The sequence below is a fragment of the Shewanella electrica genome (assembly GCF_022321485.1).
Lineage (GTDB): Bacteria > Pseudomonadota > Gammaproteobacteria > Enterobacterales > Shewanellaceae > Shewanella > Shewanella electrica.
This window is the reverse complement of record NZ_JAKOGG010000023.1, coordinates 1-20,928: the sequence shown is the minus strand read 5'-3', so window position 1 is coordinate 20,928 and position 20,928 is coordinate 1. Positions and strand designations below refer to the sequence as shown.

General features: G+C 51.2%; 21 protein-coding genes. 8 read left to right on the top strand and 13 right to left on the bottom strand.

What is annotated here, in order from left to right:
• Positions 1-41 precede the first annotated feature (41 nt).
• Positions 42-839: a UDP-2,3-diacylglucosamine diphosphatase gene (locus L9G74_RS19220; protein WP_238898394.1), complete on the bottom strand. Its 798-nt coding sequence runs from the start codon at positions 837-839 to the stop codon at positions 42-44.
• A 114-nt stretch (positions 840-953) separates the two neighbouring features.
• Positions 954-1,349, bottom strand: a complete 396-nt coding sequence (locus tag L9G74_RS19215) for a VOC family protein (RefSeq protein ID WP_238898393.1) — start codon at positions 1,347-1,349, stop codon at positions 954-956.
• Positions 1,350-1,438: 89 nt separating this feature from the next.
• Between L9G74_RS19215 and L9G74_RS19210 the strand changes: the two genes are divergently transcribed.
• Positions 1,439-1,891, top strand: a complete 453-nt coding sequence (locus tag L9G74_RS19210) for a MarR family winged helix-turn-helix transcriptional regulator (RefSeq protein WP_238898392.1) — start codon at positions 1,439-1,441, stop codon at positions 1,889-1,891.
• Positions 1,892-2,095: 204 nt separating this feature from the next.
• Here the strand turns inward: L9G74_RS19210 and L9G74_RS19205 are convergent, their stop codons facing one another.
• The 7 genes from L9G74_RS19205 to L9G74_RS19175 form a co-directional block, all read right to left on the bottom strand.
• Positions 2,096-2,278 (bottom strand): hypothetical protein, encoded by a 183-nt coding sequence (locus tag L9G74_RS19205; RefSeq protein WP_238898391.1) that lies wholly within the window; start codon positions 2,276-2,278, stop codon positions 2,096-2,098.
• A gap of 190 nt (positions 2,279-2,468) precedes the next feature.
• A complete protein-coding gene (nqrF, locus tag L9G74_RS19200) occupies positions 2,469-3,686 on the bottom strand; it encodes an NADH:ubiquinone reductase (Na(+)-transporting) subunit F (protein ID WP_238898390.1) in 1,218 nt (405 codons plus the stop codon).
• A 25-nt stretch (positions 3,687-3,711) separates the two neighbouring features.
• Entirely contained in the window at positions 3,712-4,320 is a 609-nt protein-coding gene (gene nqrE, locus L9G74_RS19195; RefSeq protein ID WP_238898389.1) for an NADH:ubiquinone reductase (Na(+)-transporting) subunit E, read from the bottom strand.
• A 9-nt stretch (positions 4,321-4,329) separates the two neighbouring features.
• Positions 4,330-4,950 (bottom strand): NADH:ubiquinone reductase (Na(+)-transporting) subunit D, encoded by a 621-nt coding sequence (locus L9G74_RS19190; RefSeq protein WP_238898388.1) that lies wholly within the window; start codon positions 4,948-4,950, stop codon positions 4,330-4,332.
• Between the two features lies 1 nt (position 4,951).
• Positions 4,952-5,722: a Na(+)-translocating NADH-quinone reductase subunit C gene (locus tag L9G74_RS19185; RefSeq protein WP_238898387.1), complete on the bottom strand. Its 771-nt coding sequence runs from the start codon at positions 5,720-5,722 to the stop codon at positions 4,952-4,954.
• Positions 5,709-6,944 carry an NADH:ubiquinone reductase (Na(+)-transporting) subunit B gene (locus tag L9G74_RS19180; protein ID WP_238898386.1) on the bottom strand — a complete coding sequence of 412 codons (1,236 nt, stop codon included), beginning with the start codon at positions 6,942-6,944 and terminating at the stop codon, positions 5,709-5,711. Before L9G74_RS19180 ends, L9G74_RS19185 begins: the two co-directional genes overlap by 14 nt.
• The gene (locus tag L9G74_RS19175) at positions 6,944-8,305 is read right to left on the bottom strand and encodes a Na(+)-translocating NADH-quinone reductase subunit A (protein WP_238898385.1); all 1,362 of its coding nucleotides are present in this window, start codon (positions 8,303-8,305) and stop codon (positions 6,944-6,946) included. The genes L9G74_RS19180 and L9G74_RS19175 overlap by 1 nt, the downstream gene beginning before the upstream one ends.
• A 549-nt stretch (positions 8,306-8,854) precedes the next feature.
• On the opposite strand from L9G74_RS19175, the gene L9G74_RS19170 reads away from it, so the two are divergent.
• The 3 genes from L9G74_RS19170 to L9G74_RS19160 all read left to right on the top strand — a co-directional run bounded on the left by L9G74_RS19170 (position 8,855) and on the right by L9G74_RS19160 (position 12,116).
• Positions 8,855-9,118, top strand: a complete 264-nt coding sequence (locus tag L9G74_RS19170; RefSeq protein ID WP_238898384.1) for a chaperone NapD — start codon at positions 8,855-8,857, stop codon at positions 9,116-9,118.
• Between the two features lie 24 nt (positions 9,119-9,142).
• On the top strand, positions 9,143-11,626 hold the full coding sequence (napA, locus tag L9G74_RS19165) for a nitrate reductase catalytic subunit NapA (protein WP_238898383.1): 2,484 nt from the start codon (positions 9,143-9,145) through the stop codon (positions 11,624-11,626).
• 61 nt (positions 11,627-11,687) lie between these two features.
• On the top strand, positions 11,688-12,116 hold the full coding sequence (locus L9G74_RS19160; RefSeq protein WP_238898434.1) for a nitrate reductase cytochrome c-type subunit: 429 nt from the start codon (positions 11,688-11,690) through the stop codon (positions 12,114-12,116).
• 609 nt (positions 12,117-12,725) lie between these two features.
• Here the strand turns inward: L9G74_RS19160 and L9G74_RS19155 are convergent.
• Positions 12,726-13,370 (bottom strand): class I SAM-dependent methyltransferase, encoded by a 645-nt coding sequence (locus tag L9G74_RS19155; RefSeq protein WP_238898382.1) that lies wholly within the window; start codon positions 13,368-13,370, stop codon positions 12,726-12,728.
• A gap of 233 nt (positions 13,371-13,603) precedes the next feature.
• Between L9G74_RS19155 and L9G74_RS19150 the strand changes: the two genes are divergently transcribed.
• Positions 13,604-13,942, top strand: coding sequence for a zinc ribbon domain-containing protein YjdM (locus tag L9G74_RS19150; protein WP_238898381.1), 339 nt, complete (start codon positions 13,604-13,606; stop codon positions 13,940-13,942).
• Positions 13,943-14,003: 61 nt separating this feature from the next.
• Here the strand turns inward: L9G74_RS19150 and L9G74_RS19145 are convergent, their stop codons facing one another.
• Entirely contained in the window at positions 14,004-14,144 is a 141-nt protein-coding gene (locus L9G74_RS19145; protein ID WP_238898380.1) for a hypothetical protein, read from the bottom strand.
• Between the two features lie 95 nt (positions 14,145-14,239).
• Between L9G74_RS19145 and L9G74_RS19140 the strand changes: the two genes are divergently transcribed.
• Positions 14,240-15,136, top strand: a complete 897-nt coding sequence (locus L9G74_RS19140; RefSeq protein ID WP_238898379.1) for a LysR family transcriptional regulator — start codon at positions 14,240-14,242, stop codon at positions 15,134-15,136.
• Between the two features lie 58 nt (positions 15,137-15,194).
• Here L9G74_RS19140 and L9G74_RS19135 read toward each other — a convergent pair whose 3' ends face one another.
• Positions 15,195-16,052 (bottom strand): universal stress protein, encoded by an 858-nt coding sequence (locus L9G74_RS19135; protein WP_238898378.1) that lies wholly within the window; start codon positions 16,050-16,052, stop codon positions 15,195-15,197.
• Positions 16,053-16,458: 406 nt separating this feature from the next.
• Entirely contained in the window at positions 16,459-18,663 is a 2,205-nt protein-coding gene (locus tag L9G74_RS19130; protein ID WP_238898377.1) for a S9 family peptidase, read from the bottom strand.
• A gap of 250 nt (positions 18,664-18,913) precedes the next feature.
• Between L9G74_RS19130 and L9G74_RS19125 the strand changes: the two genes are divergently transcribed.
• Complete coding sequence (locus L9G74_RS19125) at positions 18,914-19,876, top strand: class 1 fructose-bisphosphatase (RefSeq protein WP_238898376.1); 963 nt, start codon at positions 18,914-18,916, stop codon at positions 19,874-19,876.
• A gap of 124 nt (positions 19,877-20,000) precedes the next feature.
• Positions 20,001-20,534, top strand: a complete 534-nt coding sequence (ppa, locus tag L9G74_RS19120; RefSeq protein ID WP_238898375.1) for an inorganic diphosphatase — start codon at positions 20,001-20,003, stop codon at positions 20,532-20,534.
• The last annotated feature ends 394 nt before the right edge of the window (positions 20,535-20,928 follow it).

Genomic DNA, 20,928 nt, shown 5'->3' with positions numbered 1-20,928 from the left:
CACCACGCTCGGCCACCTTACCGCTTAATTTGGCAGTGGCACTAGCCGCCCACTACAGCTTGCTGCGGCACACGGCGCGATAATGGTTTTTTCGCTTCGCTGAAATGGCTCAGTTCCAAGCGGCCATCGCTGTGCTCAATCACGGCGGTGCAGTTTTCCACCCAATCACCGGTATTGATATACAACTTGCCGAGCTGCTCCAACAACTCCGGAAAGTGAATATGACCGCAAACAATGCCGTCCACATCCTCGGCAATAGCCCGAGTTATGGCAGCATGACGAAAACGCGCCATCGCCCGTTCCGCTTTGAGCGAACAACGCTTAAGCATGCGTGCTACCGATTGATACGGTAAACCGCCTAGACGCCGAGCCAGATTCCACCAGCGGTTGAGCAATAGCACCACATCATAGGCTTTATCACCAAACCAGTTTTCCCACTTGCTTGGGCAAGTATCACGGTCAAACTCATCGCCGTGCAGCATCAGCAAACGGCCGTGAAATGGGCTGTGGTAGATGTAGGATTGATGTACTTCAATATGATCAAACAGCCCACCCACATAGTTACGCATGATGCGGTCGTGATTACCGGGGATGTAGATCACTTGGCAACCGCCACGAGCCCGTTCGCACAATAGCGTCAGCACTTTTTGATGAGACTCCGGCCAATATTGCCGCCGCGATAGCGCCTGCATATCCACCACATCTCCCACCAGAAACAGCCGTTCGGCATGATGTTTTTCCAAAAATGCCAGCAGGTAATCGGCACGACAATGTTTTTCACCCAAGTGAAGATCAGACAACCAAATCGCTCGATGATAACGGCTAAATCGCTGTGTCATACGCCACAACTCCCTTTAGAAATGTTGGCGACTCATGTGGTCGGCAGCCTATTAAATTGGCAAGGGTAATGTAAAAACTGGCGTTTACAGTGCGGTGACAGACAGTTGATGCTTTTATGACATGCCGCTTGAGTCAGAGCTAGGGGCTGCCGTAGTATGCGCCGTGATGGTGTAACCGAATGGATCGCGAAACGCAAAGTAGCGACCGAACGGGCCGTCCTTTGGTGCAAACACAATCTCAATGTCACACGCAGTCAGGTGCGCATGAAGTGCATCTGCATCATCACAACCAAACCACAGAGCAATCCCTTCGCCACGGTTTGCCTGCTCACTCAGTGGCTGCAGCGGTGTGCGCACCGCAAACGGGATCGGTTTAGTATCAAACACTACAGCCCCCGTTGGATTCTGTGGCATCGGCTTCAGCCCGACAATATCAGTGTAAAAATCACGGGCTGCGACTAACTCTTCCGTTTGAATACCAATGAAGTCAGGTCCAATCAAATGCGCCATAAATAGCTTTTCCTCGTCTAGTGTGAAAAAATCATATCAGCATACTGATAACAATATCAGGGCACTGACATTATATAAGGATACTGACATTGTCAACGAACAACAGCTATTCCAGTGCAGATAATCCGACCCACACCATTGGCTTTGCACTCAAACTGGCGCAACAAACACTGCGTAACCATATGGACACCGCATTGCATCAAATCGGTTTAAGTACACCGAAGTACGCGGTGTTGGCTCGATTGCAGCTTGCTCCTGGCGCATCCAACGCTGAGCTGGCACGGGCTGTATTTGTTACGCCACAAACCATGCAAGCCATTCTGGTAGGGTTAGAGAAAGAAGGCCTTGTAACGCGTACGCCGCACCCACAACACGGACGGATCCAAACAACTGAACTCACCCCTGCAGGTTGTACAGCGCTTACAAAAGCCGCGGATTTAGTGGCTGATGCTGAAAATCGTCTAAGAGCTGCCGCAGAGCCGCTGTCACCGGAATCGGTGATTGAACTTCTTAAACGCTTGAGTCAGTCGTTACGCGAATGACATGCCGTGAGTCATCTGACTCATGGAGCAATCGACCATATTCAACTTGAGCATGTTTGTCGTTAGTCGATAGATTGCGACTCGGGGAGCACAACTCATGAGCGACATTAGAGGAATACCTGAAGAAGTAAAACGGTGAGATAAGCGCAGACGCTAATTGAAAAAACCAAGGGGAGCATCAATAAGGGCTCCCCATTCGTAGTTTTAAGGCTCTACTCGTGCCGCAACATGGGTATTGCTATCACTGCTCACCTGCTGTGATACAGCAGAGTGGCTATCTGGCATCAGCCACTGATTTATCGCGTCTTTGTGGGCGGTAAACATGTAGACGAATACACACAAAAGTAACGCGGCGGCGATGGTAAATGGGCATTTTAACCGTTGCATAAACAATTCCTTTTACTTGAGTCCGTTAGCTGAAAGTACATGCATTCACACGTTTTCAAGTGCTGACTTTGTTATACATCACGGCTTTCATCATGCCCAAAAGGTGCTCTGAGCGCAACAAATAGTCACATAAAAAAAACAACGTTACATAAATGCAACGTTGTTTTTTTATGCTCAAAGCCCGTAATTGTTAGCCGCCGAAGTCATCCAACAGGATGTTATCGCGCTCTACGCCAAGGCTTTCCAACATAGAGATCACTGAGCTGTTCATGATTGGCGGGCCGCACATGTAAAACTCACAATCTTCTGGTGCTTTGTGGTTTTTGAGGTAATGCTCGTACACCACGTTATGGATGAAGCCAGTGTAACCAGTCCAATTATCTTCAGCTAACGGCTCAGACAAGGCTAAGTGCCAGTTGAAGTTATCAAACTCGGCCGCCAAGGCATCAAAGTCTTCTTGATAGAACACTTCGCGCAGTGAACGGGCACCGTAGAAGAAGGTCATCTTACGGCTAGTGCGACGAGTTTTGAGCTGATCAAAGATGTGTGAGCGCATCGGCGCCATACCCGCACCACCACCGATAAACACCATCTCGGCATCGGTATCTTTGACAAAGAACTCACCGAATGGGCCAGAGATAATCACCTTGTCGCCTGCTTTCAGGTTGAAGATGTAGGAAGACATCTGCCCTGGTGGCACTTTATCGTTTGGCGGAGTGGCAATACGCACGTTCAGCATAATGCGGCCTTTTTCCGCCGGATAGTTCGCCATAGAGTAGGCGCGCATCACCTCTTCATTCACGGTAGAAACTAAGTTAAACAGCTGATGTTTTTCCCAGTCTTCTCGGAATTTTTCGGGGATATCAAAGTCTTTGTAATACACCGTGTGCGCTGGCGCTTCAATCTGAATATACCCACCGGCTTTGAATTTAACCTCTTCGCCTTCGGGCAGTTTCAGTAACAGCTCTTTGATGTAAGTCGCGGTAGAACGGTTAGAGATAACCTCACATTCCCACTTCTTAACGCCAAAGATCTCCTCTTCCAGCTCCAGTTCCATGTCGGACTTCACCGCCACCTGACAGGCCAAACGGCAGCCCTCTTTGGCTTCTTTCTTGGTGATGTGCTCCATCTCGGTCGGCAGAATATCACCACCGCCAGATTTGATATGCACGCGACATTGACCACAAGTACCGCCACCACCACAAGCCGATGGCACAAAGATATCTTTACTTGCCAAGGCGCCGAGCAGTTTGCCGCCGCTGGCGACAGTCACGCTTTTGTCGTCATCATCGTTGATGCGCAGCGTCACATCACCGCTTTCAACCAAGCGGCTTTTGGCAAACAGAATAATTATTACCAGCAGACATACCACCAGGGTAAACATGCCGATGCCGTAGATCATTTCCATCTGTATGTACCTTCTGTTGAATGCCTTACAAGGTGATGCCAGCGAAAGCCATAAAGCCCAGCGCCATCAAACCCGTAGAGATAAAGGTAATGCCAATGCCTTGCAGACCTTCAGGAATATTGTTGAACTTCAACCGTTCCCGAATCCCCGCCAACAACACAATGGCTAATGCCCAACCCGCGCCCGCCGCAGTACCGAACACCACCGATTCGCCCAAGTCATAATCACGGTTCGACATGAAGATAACCCCAGCAAAAATCGCACAGTTAACGGTCAGTAGTGGTAGGAAGATACCCAGTGTTTGATACAAAACCGGCACGTACTTATCGAGCACCATTTCCAGAATTTGCACCAACGCCGCAATCACCCCAATAAAGGTAATCAACTGCAAGTAGCTCAAATCCAGATTCGGCAACCCAGCCCATCCCAACGCGCCCGGTTTTAGCACCCAGGTATAAATCAACTGGTTGACTGGCACCGCCAGCAACATCACCACGATAACCGCGACACCTAAGCCAAACGCAGTAGAGACTTTCTTCGATACCGCCAAAAAGGTACACATACCGAGGAAGAACGACAGCGCCATGTTGTCGATGAAGGTCGCCTGAATAAACAGATTAATATAGTGTTCCATGTCGGCTCCTTACTTGCGCTTACGACGGGCGATGTTAACCACCCAGATGATGGCGCCAATCAAGAAGAATGCACTTGGCGGTAACTTGAACATTTCGTTTGGTAGATACCAGCCACCATTTGCCACGGTTTGAATGATCTCGTGACCAAACAACGAGCCAGCGCCCAGCAGTTCACGCACAAACGCCACTGACAGCAGAATAAAGCCGTAACCGGCAGCGTTACCGATAGCATCCATTACTGACAGCAATGGTGGCTCTTTCATAGCAAACGCTTCAGCACGGCCCATCACGATACAGTTGGTGATAATCAAGCTCACAAACACCGATAACTGCTTAGATAGATCGGGCGCCAAGTCTTGCAGCACCATATCCACCACAATCACCAACGAGGCGATCACCGTCATCTGCGCGATAATGCGCACACTGTTTGGAATAAACTGGCGGATCAGCGAGATAAAGAAGTTGGAGCAGACCAATACAAAGGTCACTGCCAAGGTCATCACTAACGCCGTTTGCATCGAGTTACTTACCGCCAAGGCGGAGCAAACCCCTAACACCTGCATTGCTACAGGGTTATTCGCAAAGATTGGCGAAATGACGAGTTCACGAGTAGAGATACGTGCGCTCATGTTACACCCCCGCCGCTTTCAGTTTTTCCAACAGTGGTTCATAGCCTTCTTTGCCGAACCAGAATTGGATCAGTTTTTCAACGCCAGCACCGGTGCGGGTTGCCCCACTGACACCGTCTACCCCATTGAGATCGCCCGGCTTAGCACCGCCTTTGACAATCTTCAGCGCAACGTCGCCGTTGCTGTTGTAGATCTGCTTGCCGTGCCATGTCATGCGCCACTCTTCATGGTTAACGAAATCACCAATACCTGGGGTTTCGCCATGCTCGTAGAACACGATGCCTTGTACGGTATTCAGGTCTTTTTCCATGCCGATAAAGCCATAGATGATTGACCATAAACCTTTGCCGTAAACCGGCAGTACCAAGGCTTGCAGTTGACCTTGATCGTCGTTGACCTTGAAAATGCGCACATTGTTCGCACGGGTCTTAATTTTGGCGATGTCCTTGCTGATCTTGCTGGAAGTCTCAGGATTAATCGCCGCCATATTGGCGTCGTAATCCAGCACGTTATCCACCGCCACTGGTTCACCGGTTTCCAAGTTCACCAGCATTGGCTGCACTTTAGCTTTGAAAATGTCACGGAAGTTATCGTTGGTCACCCCTTCGATATTGGCCGCTACCAGCACGTTGCGCATCAGCTCATCGCGCTTCTTGGTGAGCTTACGCTCTTTGAGCACATCGGCGGTGCCAGTGATCATGAAGGAGCACACGAGGCACAGCACAATGGTAAATACCATGGTGCCCGCAATACTGTCTTTATTGAATGCCATTACGTTTCAGCCTCCGTTTGATATTGAAACGTGCCACCAGCGAATCCAGCAGCGGCGCCCATAAGTTGGCAAAAAGAATCGCTAGCATGATGCCTTCGGGCATTTTGACGTTAGCTACACGAATCACCACCGCCATCGCCCCGACCATCAAACCAAAGATGATTTTGCCCGGACGGGTGTATGCAGTTGTGACCGGATCGGTCGCCATAAACATCATCCCCAGAGCAAAGCCACCTGTAACCAGATGCCATGTCCAAGGCATGGAGGAGTAAACATTTTTAGCATCGCCAAACACATTAAAGGCGATAGCGGTCAGGATCATGCCCAGCAATACGCCAGCCACAATGCGCCAATCAGCCAAACGGGTTAGCAGCAGCAAACCACCGCCAATCAGAATCGCTAGCGTGCTGGTTTCACCTACGGCACCAACTTCAAAGCCTAAGAACGCATCCCACCACTTAGGATCGGAAAACGCGCTGAACCAGCTGTAATCCGCCCCTGCAAAACTCAACTGCTGCGCGATACGACCCGTTTTAGAGGCAATATCCAAGGTGGTCGCACTGGTGTAACCATCAACGGCGACCAGTTGTTGCACGGTGGAAACTTCGGTTGGGTAAGCAAAATAGATAAAGGCGAGGCCCGCCAACGCAGGGTTTAAGAAGTTATAGCCCATGCCGCCGAACAGCTCTTTAGCCACTACCACACCAAAGCTGATGCCCATGACCACCAGCCACAAAGCGATGTTGGCCGGCATACACAAACTAAACAGCAGTGCGGTAACAAAGAAGCCTTCATGCAGATCTTGCTTTCTGACTTTGGCAAATACCACTTCCCAGAACAGCGTAGTGACCAACGCCGCCAGATAAATCGGCGCGTAATACACTAAGCCGTAAAACACTTTGCCAGCAAAGCCCGTGTCGGCTGAGAACTCGCCAAACAGCGTGCTATAAATCGCTTGATGCCAAGTGTCTGGCAATTTCGCACCACCGGCTAACGCCAACTGCGCTTGCAAACCAATGTTGTAGATAGCAAACAAGATCACCGGCAACAGGCACATGCCGACGATAGTCATGGTGCGTTTTACGTCGATAGCATCACGCACATGTACTGTGTCTTGAGTACTGCCACCGTGGCCGATAAACAGCGAACGGAAAAAATCCTTAATGGTACTTCCGGGCGCGTAGTAGGCGTCCTGAAGTCCGGGTTTATTGGACTTACTCATTAACCTTCCCTCTCGATGATCGTCAGACAAGCACGCAGCTCCTGACCGAAGTCGTACTTACTTGGGCAGACAAAGGTACACAGCGCCAGATCTTCTTCATCCAGCTCTAGTGCGCCCAGCAGTTGCGCTTCATCGGTATCTCGCACCACCAGATCGCGCACCAATAAGGTGGGCAGAATATCCAGCGGCATCACGCGGTCTAACTGACCAAAGGCCATCATGGCGCGTTTAGCACCGCCAACATGGGTGGTCATGTCATACAGCTTGCGAGGAAGGAACCGAGATAACACGGTACGAGTAATTGAAAACTTATCGGTGCCAGGGCGAACCCACGGCAGCACACTTTCCGCATGGTCTTCTTGCAACACGGAAACTTGCAGCTTAAAGCGGCTTAAAAAGTCCAGTTCATCCTCGGCCGCATGGCCTGACAGCACTGAACCTGACACCACCCGCGCGGTATCGGCATCTTTGATCTGCCCCGCCACCAGCTCACTGGCTTTGGCACCAACCACAGTGCGTAGCAGACGTGGATCTGTCACGGCTGGCCCAGCCAAGGCCACCACGCGGCGACTATCGAGCTGACCGGTGGCAAACAAACGGCCGACCGCAATCACATCTTGGTAGTTGATGTGCCACGCTTGGCGCTCCATGCTCACTGGCATCAGCTTATGCATGTGAGTACCGACTAACCCAGCAGGATGCACACCTTGGAAACCGTAGACTTCAACACCATCAACATCATGACCGGGCAACGCATCGGCTTGACCGTCTTGGCACAGATAAACTGTACCGTCGGTCAATAAACGCAGCACCTTAATGCCAAAGGCAAAATCATCAGCCGCTTCTTGGATAATGACACGAGGATCTGCGGCTAATGGATTGGTATCCACCGCAGTAATGAACAGGCCAGCGGGGGCTGAACCTGGTTTTGGAGCACGGGAAAATGGACGAGTACGCAGTGCAGCCCACAAACCACTATCGAGCAGCTTTTGCTGCACCGCATCGCGGTTAAGTGTGCTTAGCTCAGCGGCACCGAAATCGATGGCATCATCACCATCGCAATCAATCACCACCGATTGCAGCACACGGCGTTCACCACGATTCACCGCGCTGACCACGCCAGCGGCGGGGGCGGTAAAACGAACACCTAGGTTACTTTTGTCCTCGAACAACGCCTGGCCTTTTTTGACCCGGTCTCCCACTTCAACCAACATGGTTGGCTTTAAGCCAACATAGTCGTTGCCCAACAGAGCAACTTGTGAAGTAGATGCGGCCGGTTCAATGATCTGCCTGGGCGCTCCAGAAATAGGCACATTGAGGCCTTTTTTTACTGTGATTACACGCTCAGAAGTACTTGACATTGCGGATCGCTCTCAAGATTTTAGGAAACTGTTCACATGGTATATTCGCGCCAATAAATTTTCCGTCATCTAAATCACATAAGGCTAAAAATTTGTAATATAAATACAAATGTCGCAGTAATTTTCATCCATTTTTAAGAAATCCGGTTAGAAAACCACATAAATTGCGTGGCTAAATTTCAGAATAAACTTAAAAATACCTGAATAAAATTGACGATGTGTTAGATGCATAACGCAGAGATTAGTGGGAGGAGCGGCGGCGAGGTTAACGATAAACTCGCGGCGAAAGTCACTCCTACTAAGCTGCGGGTTATGGCGGCAAATATCCACTCCCTGTGGTGCCCTACTTACTACGAAGCAAAAGCTACTTAAGCACCAGCTAAATCATCGAGTTATGCGAGCAAGATCACGCCAAAAACATGATCATGATCGCCTATCCGCCCGTTTACCTCTAGCGAGGTATATCTCGCCACATTTTGTAAGTTCTAGACTTTTACTCACTTAAGTCACCGGTGAAAACCACCGCCTGCATGTCGAGTGAATACAGCCATGTCTCACGCCACCACTGTGGAATACCACATCACCAGTTTGGTGATCCATGCTGCACAGCAGCATCAAACGCAATTGCAGCAGCACATCAGCGCCCTCGCGGGAGCAGAGGTTCATGCCTGCACCGCTGACGGCAAGATGATCGTCACCGTTGAGGGCGAATCACAACAAGCGATTCTGGATCAGGTTGAAGCCATTAACGGCTTGCGAGGGGTACTTTCGAGCAGCCTGATCTATCACCAAATTGACCAACACTGTCATTAAAATTCATAAGAACGAGGAAACACCATGAGCATCAGTCGCCGCGAGTTTCTAAAAGCGAACGCCGCCGTCGCCGCCGCTACCGCCGTAGGTGCCACACTGCCGATTAAAATGGTCGAAGCAGCGTCGCAAGAAGATAACATCAGTTGGGATAAAGCCCCGTGCCGTTTCTGCGGTGTGGGCTGCTCGGTATTGGTTGGTACCAAAGAGGGCAAAGTAGTTGCCACCAAAGGTGACCCAGAAAGTTCAGTAAACCGCGGCCTCAACTGCATCAAAGGCTACTTCCTGTCCAAAATCATGTACGGCAAAGACCGCCTCACCACGCCGTTGCTGCGGATGAAAAACGGCCAGTACGATAAAGAAGGGGAATTCACGCCCGTGTCGTGGGATGTGGCGTTTGACACCATGGCCGCCAAATGGAAACACGCCCTAAAAACCAAAGGGCCGACCTCGGTGGGCATGTTTGGTTCAGGCCAGTGGACTATTTGGGAAGGCTACGCCGCCTCAAAACTGCACAAAGCGGGCTTCCGTACCAACAATATCGACCCGAACGCACGCCACTGCATGGCCTCAGCGGTTGTCGGCTTTATGCGTACCTTTGGTATCGACGAGCCTGCCGGTTGCTACGATGACTTTGAAGCCGCTGACCACTTTGTGCTGTGGGGCGCCAACATGGCCGAGATGCACCCTATTCTGTGGGCACGTTTATCTGGCCGCCGCCTGAACAACCCGAACGGCAAAGTGCACGTATTATCGACCTACCAAAACCGCTGTTTTGATCTAGCCGACAACGGCGTGATCTTCCGGCCGCAATCAGATTTGGTGATCCTCAACTTTATCGCCAACTACATCATTCAAAACAACGCGGTAAATACCGAGTTTGTTAACAAGCACACCAAGTTTGCCCTTGGCGAAACCGATATCGGTTATGGTCTGCGCCCAGAGCATCCGCTGGAGCAGAAAGCCAAACACGCTGGTAGCGGTAAATCAACGCCGATCAGCTTTGAGGAATACGCCAAGTTTGTTAGCAGTTACACCTTGGAATACGCTTGTGAAATGAGCGGTGCCAGCAAAGAGCAACTGCTGCAACTGGCAAAAACCTATGCCGATCCAAGCGTTAAAGTGATGAGCTTGTGGACCATGGGCATCAACCAACACGTGCGCGGCGTGTGGGCTAACAACATGCTCTATAACCTGCACTTGCTCACCGGTAAAATCGCCACGCCGGGTAACAACCCATTCTCACTGACGGGTCAGCCATCCGCCTGTGGTACCGCGCGTGAAGTGGGCACCTTTGCCCATCGTCTGCCCGCCGACATGGTGGTTGCCAACGAGAAACACCGTGATATCTGTGAAACAGCTTGGGGCTTACCAAAAGGCACCATTCCCCCCAAACCTGGCTACCACGCCGTGTTGCAAAGCCGCATGCTGAAAGATGGCAAACTCAACTGCTACTGGAGCATGTGTAGCAACAATATGCAGGCCGGACCGAACATCAATGAAGAGGTGTATCCGGGCTTCCGTAATCCCGAGAACTTCATTGTGGTGTCGGATCCCTACCCAACCATCACCGCCATCACTGCCGACCTAATTCTGCCAACCGCTATGTGGGTAGAAAAAGAAGGCGCCTACGGCAACGCCGAACGTCGTACCCACATGTGGCACCAACAAGTGAAAGCGCCAGAAGGCGCTAAATCTGACTTGTGGCAGTTGGTCGAGTTCTCTAAACGGTTCAAGGTCAGCGAAGTGTGGCCGGCAGAACTGTTGGCGCAAAAACCAGAATACGCCGACAAAACCTTGTTCGACGTACTGTTTGCCAACGGCACCGTCAATCAATTCCCGAGCAGCGACTGCCAAGGCAGCATGAATGACGAGGCCGATGCGTTTGGGTTCTACATTCAAAAAGGCCTGTTTGAAGAATACGCCGCCTTTGGCCGTGGACATGGCCACGACTTAGCCGAGTTTGATGCATACCACGCCAGCCGTGGCATGCGTTGGCCGGTGGTCAATGGTCAAGAAACCAAACGCCGCTTTGTTGAAGGCTCAGATCCTTACGTCAAGGCCGGTGAAGGTTTCAATTTCTACGGCAAACCCGACGGTAAAGCGGTGATTTTCGCCCTGCCCTACGAACCAGCGGCAGAGGAACCAAACGAAGAGTTCAACCTGTGGCTGAGTACCGGCCGCGTGCTGGAACACTGGCACACCGGCACCATGACCGCCCGCGTGCCTGAACTGCACCGCGCCGTACCAGATGCACTGCTGTTTATGCATCCAGAAGATGCCAAAGCCCGTGGCGTTAATGACGGCGATGCAGTGTTAGTGTCATCAGCTCGCGGCGAAGTAAAAACCCGCATTGAAACCAATGGCCGCAACAAACCGCCGCGCGGCGTGGTGTTTATGCCGTTTTTTGATGCGCGCCAACTGGTGAACAAATTGATTTTGGATGCCACTGATCCGCTATCAAAAGAAACCGACTTCAAGAAATGCCCTGTAAAAGTGGTAAAGGCCTAATAACCGAGCGCCAGCGCTGCTCACGGCAGCGCCTTATTTGCCAACAGGCGGAGACAATATGATGAAAAAATTGCTCACTTTAGCCGCAATCGTGTTTGCGGTAGCAGGCTGTAGCGGCCAAAACAGCAGTGAAGCCACTGCGCCAGTGAATGTGAAATCCTTGGCGGGCGACACCACCGTCCCGGTGACCTTACCCGCAGCCGAGATGGCTCAGTATCCACAAAAAGGACACGCCATCGCCCGCAACTATGCCCAACAGCCACCGCTCATTCCCCACAAAGCGGACTACCCCATTACCTTAAAACGCAACACCTGTTTAAGTTGCCACGCATGGGGCAAGGCGGAACGGATGCACGCCACCGCCATTCCAAAATCACACGTAATCGACGATAATGGCACACTCAATGGCCGAAATTATTCATGTAATCAATGCCATGTACCGCAAGCCAGCAACAAACAAGCGATCGTGGGAAATGGATTTGGAGAATAATAGCAGTCGCGAGCTACGAGAAGCGAGTTACGAGCGGTAAGAAAAGGCAATTGCAAGCCGCGAGTTTCGAGTTAATAGCTTAAAGCTTTAGGCGACAAGCCCAAGGATAAAAGCGGAAAGCAAGGGCGAACATCCAGCTCGTAACTCGTGACTTATAGCTCGCAACTCGTCGCTCGTAACGCGTGACTCGTTGTTGATCACCGAGCAACACCCCAGTGGTTGGGTATTCCTGCAACGGCTGGGTTAGAAAACGTTAGTCATTAGGATGATGTTCTAACGTGGTTTACAGATGGCGTCTCCGTGGTTGCGGAAACGCCATCGCTTTAAATGGCTGACGCCAGTGTCGAGTGTCGAGTGTCGAGTGTCGAGTGTCGAGTGTCGAGTGTCGAGTGTCGAGTGTCGAGTGTCGAGTGTCGAGCAAACGCTACCGCGCCAAGCTCACCACCACAACTATCTCCTCAGCTTTAAGCTTTAAGCTCGCAACTCGCAACTCGCTACTGTTTTATGCTTTCAACTCGTGACCCGCAACTCGCTACTGTTTTATGCTTTTCTGCTTACAGCTCGCTACTCGTAACCCGCAGCCCGCAGCCCGCAGCCCGCAGCCCGCCACTATCTTTTCTTCAACACCATCACCCTTGGCGGCAGCCATTCGACGACTTCAAGGCCGTAGTGCTGACAGAGCCAATCATAGGTGTCGCGATGGAAGAAACTCACATGGGTTGGGTCGCGGGTGTAGTGCCAGTCATAAAACTGCTCATGGCTTTGCCAAGTATCTGTCATCACGCCGAGCAGCCCATCTTTGGGCAGTAAGGCCACCAGCTTGGCTAGCTCTTGGTCGGGGTGATGAAAATGCTCAAAGCACTCGCTTGATAAAATAAAGTCGTACTGCGGTTGCAGCGCAATGGGGAAAAAGTAGGGATCGTAGTTATCGCAGCTGACTTGATACGGCGCTAACAGCGTTGGCATTGCAGGGCCGGGGCCGCAACCAAAATCTAAGCCGTGCATGCCCGCCCGCAGATGCGCCGCCAGTGGCAACGCCAAACGGCTGAGAAACTTTAAGTACCCCGCATCTTCGGGGTTGTTCTCATGGGTAGCGTAGTAAGCGTGTTCATCGGCCAAACTGAGCCGATGCAGCGGCGCCATAAAGATCAGCGCGCACTCTTGGCAGTGCCAATAGTCACGCGGTACGCGCGCGGCCACGGGCAGTTTGGCTTGTTGGCTATGGCATAACGGGCAAACGAGAGAACTGGTCATCAATCAATTGTTACTGTGAGCTAATGCCGCGCACTGTAGCATGAGCCAACAATAGCTCACAAAAATTACCCTCCGCTTACAACAAAATCCATATCAATGATGAAACCATAATAACTTTATGGTTATAATCCGCGCCCGGCTGTTGTGAGGTGAATTGCCATGCAAGCCGCTATATTTGATTTTGCTGTGCGCCCAAAGGCGGACATAAACCCATATAACATGAGAAACATTCGATGAGTGACTTGCCCAACTGCCCTAAATGCGATTCAGCCTATGCCTACGAAGATGGCAGCATGTTGATCTGCCCTGAATGCGCCCATGAATGGAACCCACAGGATGCTGGCGCTGAAGAAGATGGTCTGATCGTTAAAGATTCCAACGGCAACTTGTTGGCCGATGGCGACACGGTAACCGTGATTAAAGACTTGAAAGTGAAAGGCGCGTCTAACCCGCTGAAAGTGGGTACCCGTGTGAAGAATATTCGCTTAGTTGAAGGCGACCACAACATCGATTGTAAAATCGACGGTTTTGGTGCCATGAAACTCAAATCTGAGTTTGTGAAAAAGGCCTAATCGCCCGTTGCTTAGCAACATCATTGCTCAATAAAAAACACCCGGTTTTGCCGGGTGTTTTTTATGCGTGTTTCAGTTTTTTACTGGTCATCGCTGGCTGACGGCGCTGAGATTGCGCAGTGTCTTTTTTTGCCTTAGGCTCAACAGGCGCAGTTGCCGCGTCAAACAGGGCTGTGACCCAACCACCTTGATATGCTTTCATGGAAATACTCCTGTCAATTTATTCGACTAAAGATTAATATCGGATACCGCAATAGGTAAAATGAATTAAATTGATAGTAAGGATGCCGAAATAGAATGAATGTTCCGATCAAGACGTTACATTGCTTCTTACGCTTAGTGGAAATCGGTAACTTCACTCGAGCAGCGGAGCAGCTCTATCTGACTCAGCCCACCTTGAGCAAAATGGTGCAGCGGCTGGAAGAATCCCTCGAACAGCAGTTGCTGATCCGCAGCAACCAAAAAGTGGAACTGACCCAAGCGGGGCAGATTTTCCATACCAGCGCCTGCCAAATCATGGGCCAGTGGCATCGTATGGAGCAGGACCTAGCCAACTTGAGCGGCTTAAAATCCGGCCATCTGCGCTTAGGTGTGTGCCCGATGATGAGCAGCCTGACTATCGATATTCTTACCGAGTTCCGTAAGCTCTACCCCGGCGTGGAGTTGCAGATGCAGGAGTTTGGCGGCTTTGGTAGTGAGCAAGCCCTGCTGGCAGATACTATCGACATCGGCTTTACCGCCCTGCCGGTCACCCACACCGAGCAGCTGTCGTCCACGCTATTACAAGCCTACCCGCTTAAGGTCTGTTTGCCGCAGCATCATCCCTTGTCTGATAAAGAGAAGATCAGTTGGCAAGATCTGTCGCACTATCCGTTTATTGTGTTTAACGATGATTTCTCGCTGACCAAGCAGTTCTCTCGCATCACCCGCGAGTTAGGCATCAACCTCAATATCGCCTTTCGCAGCGGTCAGTGGGACTTTATTGGATCTATGGTGGAAGAAGGCATGGGGCTGGCGATTATGCCGGAACCAATTTGCCAAAAATTGAATAGCAATAAGCTGACCTTCCGCGCCATGGAGCAGGAATTGACCTGGCAGATCGGCTTGATCTGGCGGACGAACTTACCGCTCACACCCGCAGCCGATGCACTGCTGGAACTGAGCCGCCGCATGCGCAAAAGCGCACCGCGCTAACGCCAGTCTTATTAGCTGCGCCCTGTATCAGCAGGGCGCAAAGCTATTTACATCAGCCTTAGCACGCATCCACCGCCCCTTTAGGGATCACTAGCACGTCACTACGGATGTTCTGCAAGATCTGCTCCGCGGTGTTGCCCAATACAAAGCCCGCAATCCCTTGGCGTTGATTCGCGCCCAACACCACATATTGGCTCTTAAGGCTACACGACAGTTGGTAAATACACTGCGCCGGATCACCGCAAATAAAGTGCACTTGCTCTGGTGGCAAGCCGATGTCGTTCAGTGCCTCTTGGTGGCGTTGATAAGCCTCTTTGACCAACTCGTGGGAATTGATGACGGCTAAATCCCGCAACAGCCGTGGCGCGCGCACAATAAATGCTAAGTGCAACGTCGCACCAGAGATCTCTGCCAGTTGCGCTGCGTACTGGCTCACCTTTTGGTTGAGCGCCAGTTTTTCTGGCTTAAGGGTATCTAAATCCAGCGCCATCAGTACCGTATTGCCGCGCTGCAATGGCTGCTCGGTCAGCAGCATCACCGGCACCTTACTCGAACGTAGCAGATGCCAATCGCTCGGACACAGATTGTTACTCGCGTAGATCCCTTTAACCACCATACTAAAACCGTTGGCGGCACTGTGTTCGGCAACGTGTTCACACATATGTTTATGCCACACCACGTTAACAGGCACATCGGCCAGCTCATGCGCTGCCAACTGCGCCGTTAACTCCTGCCGTTTGTGCTTCACAATCTGTTGCGGCGCATCCCCAAATAACACCGGGTTATCGGGAATATATTCATAACAATAGGCAAACACCTCGGGCGCGAGGGCGAGCTGCCTAGCCAATTCAACTCCTTTTGCGATGACATCTACTTGAGCGGCTTCCTGCGGTTCAATAATGAAGAGCTTACTCATACGAGTTCTCCCGCATCTGCATGGGTTGTAAAAGCAATGGCGCTACGCCACAGCACTGCCGTGGTACCTTGCCATTGTTCTAAGTGTAACAACTCAGCAACAAAACGTAGTCCACACCGCGCAGTTAATGACGCGCTTGCGGCTGCCTCGCGGCGCAGCGCTACGGGGCTGATTGCGGCAAGCTATTGGTAAATTGGTCGTTATTGCTGAAATTTACCGCAGTATGATGACCACGCTGCACTGCTCCGATCTGTTCAACACACACCGAGGTACGCCCATTTGATCAAGATGAAGCCTGTTGTAGAGGGAGAGCAACCGCCAGCAAGCCGCTTGCTCGCTTAAAACGCCGCACAAAAAAAGCCGCTGATGAGCAAGGTCACCAGCGGCTCTGAACCAAGAAAAAACCTTACTGCAACTTACGCTCTAAGAAGTCAGTAATCGTTTTATACAGGTGAGTTTTCACTTGGTTGCCACGCATTGAATGCTTGGAACCGGGATAAGTCATCACTTCAAACAACTTGCCATCATCTTGCAGCGCTTTATATACACGCGTGCTGTTTTCAAACAACACGTTGTCATCGGCCATGCCGTGATACATCAACAAACCACTTTGGTAATTTTTCACGTACGGCATCACGCTGCTGAGGCGATAGCCTTCGGCGTTGGTGGCGGGGTTACTCAAATAACGCTCGGTGTAGTGAGTGTCGTACAAGCTCCAGTCAGTCACTGGCGCGCCACTTATAGCGGCTTTGAAGTAATCTGGCGCTTTAAACAAACACAGCAGTGCCATGTAACCGCCGTAGCTGTGGCCGTAAACCGCAACACGCTCACTATCAATCCACGGCAAGGTACGCAGGTAATCCACGCCTTTTTTCTGATCTTCTACTTCCGCTACACCGAGTTGCTTGTAGATCACTTGTTCAAACTTGGTGCCGCGATGGCCTGAGCCACGGTTATCCAGTTGGAACACCGCAAAGCCTTGCTGCAGCAAGTATTGGGTAAAGTAATCTTGGCTGCTCCACGAGTTAGTGACCAACTGCGCATGTGGGCCGCCGTATACGCGCACCAGCACCGGGTACTTTTTGCTGGCATCAAAATCAACTGGCTTGAACAGGCGATAATGCAGCGTTTGTCCATCTTCCGCTTTTAAGCTGCCAAATTCTGGCAGTTGCCACAAACCCGCGTAGTCATACAACGGATGGCCTTGTTTAACCGCGTTTTGTTCCACCCAAGCTAACCGTTTGCCGCTGTCATCGTGCAATGAGATCTGCGGTGGCTGCGCCAGTGAGTCAAAGTAGTCGAGGTAGATCGCTTTGTTGTCGGCAAATACTGCGCTGTGCATGCCGCCTTTATCTGACAATTTGCTAAAGCCTGAACCATCAAACTTCACTTTGTAGAGGTGTTTTTCAACATCGCTATCTTTGCGGCCAGAGAAGTAGATCCACTGTGCTTTCTCATCCACATGGTCGATGCTATCCACCGCCCACGCGCCTTTAGTCAGTTGTTGTTTCACTTTACCGTTGTGGTCAAACAGGTAGATGTGGTTGAAACCATCACGCTCTGAGGTCCACAAAATGTCGCCGTTTTTCAAAAAGTGCAGGTCATCGTTGAGGTTCACCCACGCTTCACTATGTTCTTTAATCAGCGACACCGGCTTGGCATTGCTGGTCACATCCACCACCCGCAAATCCAAGTCATGTTGATCGCGGCTTTGCCATTCAAACGACAAATGTTTGCTGTCTGGCAACCATTTCACTCGCGGCAGATAGATATCGGTTTCTTTGCCAATATCCACCCAGCTGATGTTGTTGTCAGCCAACGCAATCACGCCCAATTGGATCAGCACGTTCGGCTTACCGGCATACGGATAACGCTGCTGGGTCAGCTTGATGCCATCGGCATAGATTTCGTTGCGCGTCACTAGCTCTACTGGCGTTTCATCAACGCGGTTAAAGGCGATGGCCGATTCATCTGGCGCCCACCAGTAGCCGCTCATTTTGCCCATCTCTTCTTGGGCAACAAACTCGGCCATACCGTTCTTAATCGCACCGCCGCCATCTTTAGTCAGTTGGGTGACTTTGTTGCTGGCTAAATCCAACAGCCACAAGTTTTGCCCCTGCACGTAAGACACAAAATGGCCTTTGGGAGACAGCTTGGCATCGGTAATAAAGTCATTACCAGTCGGCAACAGCTTGGCTTTGCCCTCCGCTAGTGCGTAGTAATACAGCTTGCCAGAGGCCGGGATTAACAGCGCTTTACCATCGTCTGACCACGCGTATTCCATGATTCCTTCACCATAGATACGTTGGCGTTCACGGCGGGCTTTTTCTTCGTCCGACAGTTCACCTTGTGCCAACTTGTCAGCATTCAGCAACACGCTCACTTTGCCGCTCGCCACATCCATCTGCCACAAGTCGTAAAAATGTTGGTTGTCAGCACGGCCGACCAAAAAAGTCGCGCGGCTGCCATCGGGAGAGATCTTCAACTGGCGCGGGCTTTTACCGGCCAGATCGGGCGAGTCATATAACCGCTCTACGGTTAACGCTTGCTTGCCACCTTCAAGGCTTTGCGCCTCGGCGAGGGTGGCCGCCAATGTCAGAGGGATTGCCATAAGTACAGAGAACATCCTAAGTCGATTCATTTATTATTTTCCGAGGTGATCGATTAACTTACCAATGCGAGCCGACATTCTGCCCTATTTTGCCCATGGCAGACAAACTAGCGCCAAATCGGGTATTATGATCGGCTTGAGGAAAGGTGCTAAAACGCCTTGCATCAGCAGGCCAATGCCGGTGCAACGCAGCTACGGGGAACATTCGCGCCTTTCCACCATTTGCCCCTCATGAAAACAAGGAAATAGTATGCAAACGCTGGCACAAGCCCTTGCGGAAAAAGCCGTTCCGGATTCATTGACTCATCTCATCAACACCCTTGCGACAACCTCTATCAGCATCAGCCAAGCCGTTCGCCGCGGCGCATTAGCTGGCGTGCTGGGCACCACCGACCATGAAAACGTGCAAGGTGAGACGCAAAAAAAATTAGATGTGATCACTAACGACATGCTCAAAGAGGCATTAGCCGCCGCAGGCAATGTGCGCGCACTGGCATCAGAAGAAGAAGATGAGCCAGTGATCGTCAGCGACAGCGGTGACTTTTTAGTGTGCTTTGACCCACTCGATGGTTCATCCAACATCGACATCAACTCGCTGGTGGGCACCATCTTCTCGGTATTGCCTGCACCTGCTGGCGCCGTGAGCGAGCAAAGCTTTTTGCAATCGGGTCGCCATCAAGTCGCCGCCGGTTATGTGCTGTACGGCGCTGCCACCATGCTGGCGCTGACCACCGGCAAAGGCACCCAGCTATTTACCCTTGATACCGACAGCAACGAATTTGTGCTGACCCAAGACAAAGTCAGCATTGCCGCAGACACCGCCGAATTTGCGATTAACATGTCCAACCAACGCTTCTGGGAAAGCCCAATGCAGCGTTACATCGACGACTTGCTGCAAGGCAAAAACGGCCCACGCGGCAAATCATTCAACATGCGCTGGATTGCCGCCATGGTGGGTGATGTGCACCGCGTACTGTGTCGCGGCGGCATTTTTACCTACCCAACCGACTGCAAAAACCCTGACAAACCGTACAAACTGCGTTTGATGTACGAAGCCAACCCAATGGCGATGTTGGTGGAACAAGCCGGCGGCAGCGCCAGCACTGGCTACCAAAATATTCTGGATATTGCCCCAGAAGCGATCCACCAGCGGGTAGCGGTGATCCTTGGTTCAACCAACGAAGTCGCCACCTGTTTGCAGTACCACAAGTAATCGAATTAAGCGGATAGGCTTGTCAGCATTGGCAAGCCACGCTTTCGCGCTATAATAGCCGCCACACTGATATTCGCGCCGTCTATACGGCCAAGTTGCCACTGTTAAGTGAAAGGATACTTACATGAGCTTAAATGCTGTGCCTGCGGGCAAATCTCTGCCAGATGATATCTACGTTATTATCGAGATCCCACAAAACCACGATCCGATTAAATACGAAGTAGACAAAGACACAGGCGCTTTGTTTGTTGACCGTATGATGACCGCACCAATGTTCTACCCATGTAACTACGGTTACGTGAACCAAACTCTGAGCTTGGACGGTGACCCAGTTGACGTATTGGTGCCAACTCAATACCCACTGCAACCAGGTAGCGTAATCCGCTGTCGTCCAGTTGGCGTACTGAAAATGACCGACGAGTCAGGTGAAGACGCTAAAATCGTTGCCGTACCGCACGACAAGATTTCTAAAGAATACAAACACATCAACGATGTGAACGATCTGCCAGCACTGCTGAAAGCACAGATCAAACAGTTCTTTGAACACTACAAAGATCTGGAAGAAGGCAAATGGGTTAAAGTTGACGGTTGGGAAGATGCTGCTTCTGCCCGTGCTGAGATCCTGTCTAGTGCAGAACGTTATAACGAAGGTAAGTAATTTACCTTTCGTTGGTTTGACTGAAAAAGCCCGCAAAGCGGGCTTTTTTGTTGCCGGTTGGCAACGGGGGTTGCTGGTTGGTTTTCGTGTTAGTCGGTGACACTTGGCGTTGCTTGCCAGCACTGGTGTGCTAAATCGCCTGCAGCGGGCTTTGATTTTATGGCTTGCGCCATAGCAAGCTTCGCTTGGCAAGATTATCACTACGTGATTGCAAACTTCGTTTGCGAAAGTCGTGGAACTACTCGTTCCACACCAGAGGACAAGGGGGCTAGACGGCTTCGCCCCCTTATCAATCCCCCTGCCGCCCCGACGTCGCGAAACGCTACGGCGCTTCTGGTTTGCCATTTTCGCAAATCGCTCTGATTCGCGGTCCCTCGCTCACCATCGCTTCTCG

Bases quoted from the DNA above. Each gene is read 5' to 3' on its own strand.
- L9G74_RS19220 (WP_238898394.1), bottom strand. From the start codon at position 839: ATGACACAGCGATTTAGCCGTTATCATCGAGCGATTTGGTTGTCTGAT.
- L9G74_RS19215 (WP_238898393.1), bottom strand. From the start codon at position 1,349: ATGGCGCATTTGATTGGACCTGACTTCATTGGTATTCAAACGGAAGAG.
- L9G74_RS19205 (WP_238898391.1), bottom strand. From the start codon at position 2,278: ATGCAACGGTTAAAATGCCCATTTACCATCGCCGCCGCGTTACTTTTG.
- nqrF (WP_238898390.1), bottom strand. From the start codon at position 3,686: ATGGAAATGATCTACGGCATCGGCATGTTTACCCTGGTGGTATGTCTG.
- nqrE (WP_238898389.1), bottom strand. From the start codon at position 4,320: ATGGAACACTATATTAATCTGTTTATTCAGGCGACCTTCATCGACAAC.
- L9G74_RS19190 (WP_238898388.1), bottom strand. From the start codon at position 4,950: ATGAGCGCACGTATCTCTACTCGTGAACTCGTCATTTCGCCAATCTTT.
- L9G74_RS19185 (WP_238898387.1), bottom strand. From the start codon at position 5,722: ATGGCATTCAATAAAGACAGTATTGCGGGCACCATGGTATTTACCATT.
- L9G74_RS19180 (WP_238898386.1), bottom strand. From the start codon at position 6,944: ATGAGTAAGTCCAATAAACCCGGACTTCAGGACGCCTACTACGCGCCC.
- L9G74_RS19175 (WP_238898385.1), bottom strand. From the start codon at position 8,305: ATGTCAAGTACTTCTGAGCGTGTAATCACAGTAAAAAAAGGCCTCAAT.
- L9G74_RS19170 (WP_238898384.1), top strand. From the start codon at position 8,855: ATGTCTCACGCCACCACTGTGGAATACCACATCACCAGTTTGGTGATC.
- napA (WP_238898383.1), top strand. From the start codon at position 9,143: ATGAGCATCAGTCGCCGCGAGTTTCTAAAAGCGAACGCCGCCGTCGCC.
- L9G74_RS19160 (WP_238898434.1), top strand. From the start codon at position 11,688: ATGAAAAAATTGCTCACTTTAGCCGCAATCGTGTTTGCGGTAGCAGGC.
- L9G74_RS19155 (WP_238898382.1), bottom strand. From the start codon at position 13,370: ATGACCAGTTCTCTCGTTTGCCCGTTATGCCATAGCCAACAAGCCAAA.
- L9G74_RS19150 (WP_238898381.1), top strand. From the start codon at position 13,604: ATGAGTGACTTGCCCAACTGCCCTAAATGCGATTCAGCCTATGCCTAC.
- L9G74_RS19145 (WP_238898380.1), bottom strand. From the start codon at position 14,144: ATGAAAGCATATCAAGGTGGTTGGGTCACAGCCCTGTTTGACGCGGCA.
- L9G74_RS19140 (WP_238898379.1), top strand. From the start codon at position 14,240: ATGAATGTTCCGATCAAGACGTTACATTGCTTCTTACGCTTAGTGGAA.
- L9G74_RS19135 (WP_238898378.1), bottom strand. From the start codon at position 16,052: ATGAGTAAGCTCTTCATTATTGAACCGCAGGAAGCCGCTCAAGTAGAT.
- L9G74_RS19130 (WP_238898377.1), bottom strand. From the start codon at position 18,663: ATGGCAATCCCTCTGACATTGGCGGCCACCCTCGCCGAGGCGCAAAGC.
- L9G74_RS19125 (WP_238898376.1), top strand. From the start codon at position 18,914: ATGCAAACGCTGGCACAAGCCCTTGCGGAAAAAGCCGTTCCGGATTCA.
- ppa (WP_238898375.1), top strand. From the start codon at position 20,001: ATGAGCTTAAATGCTGTGCCTGCGGGCAAATCTCTGCCAGATGATATC.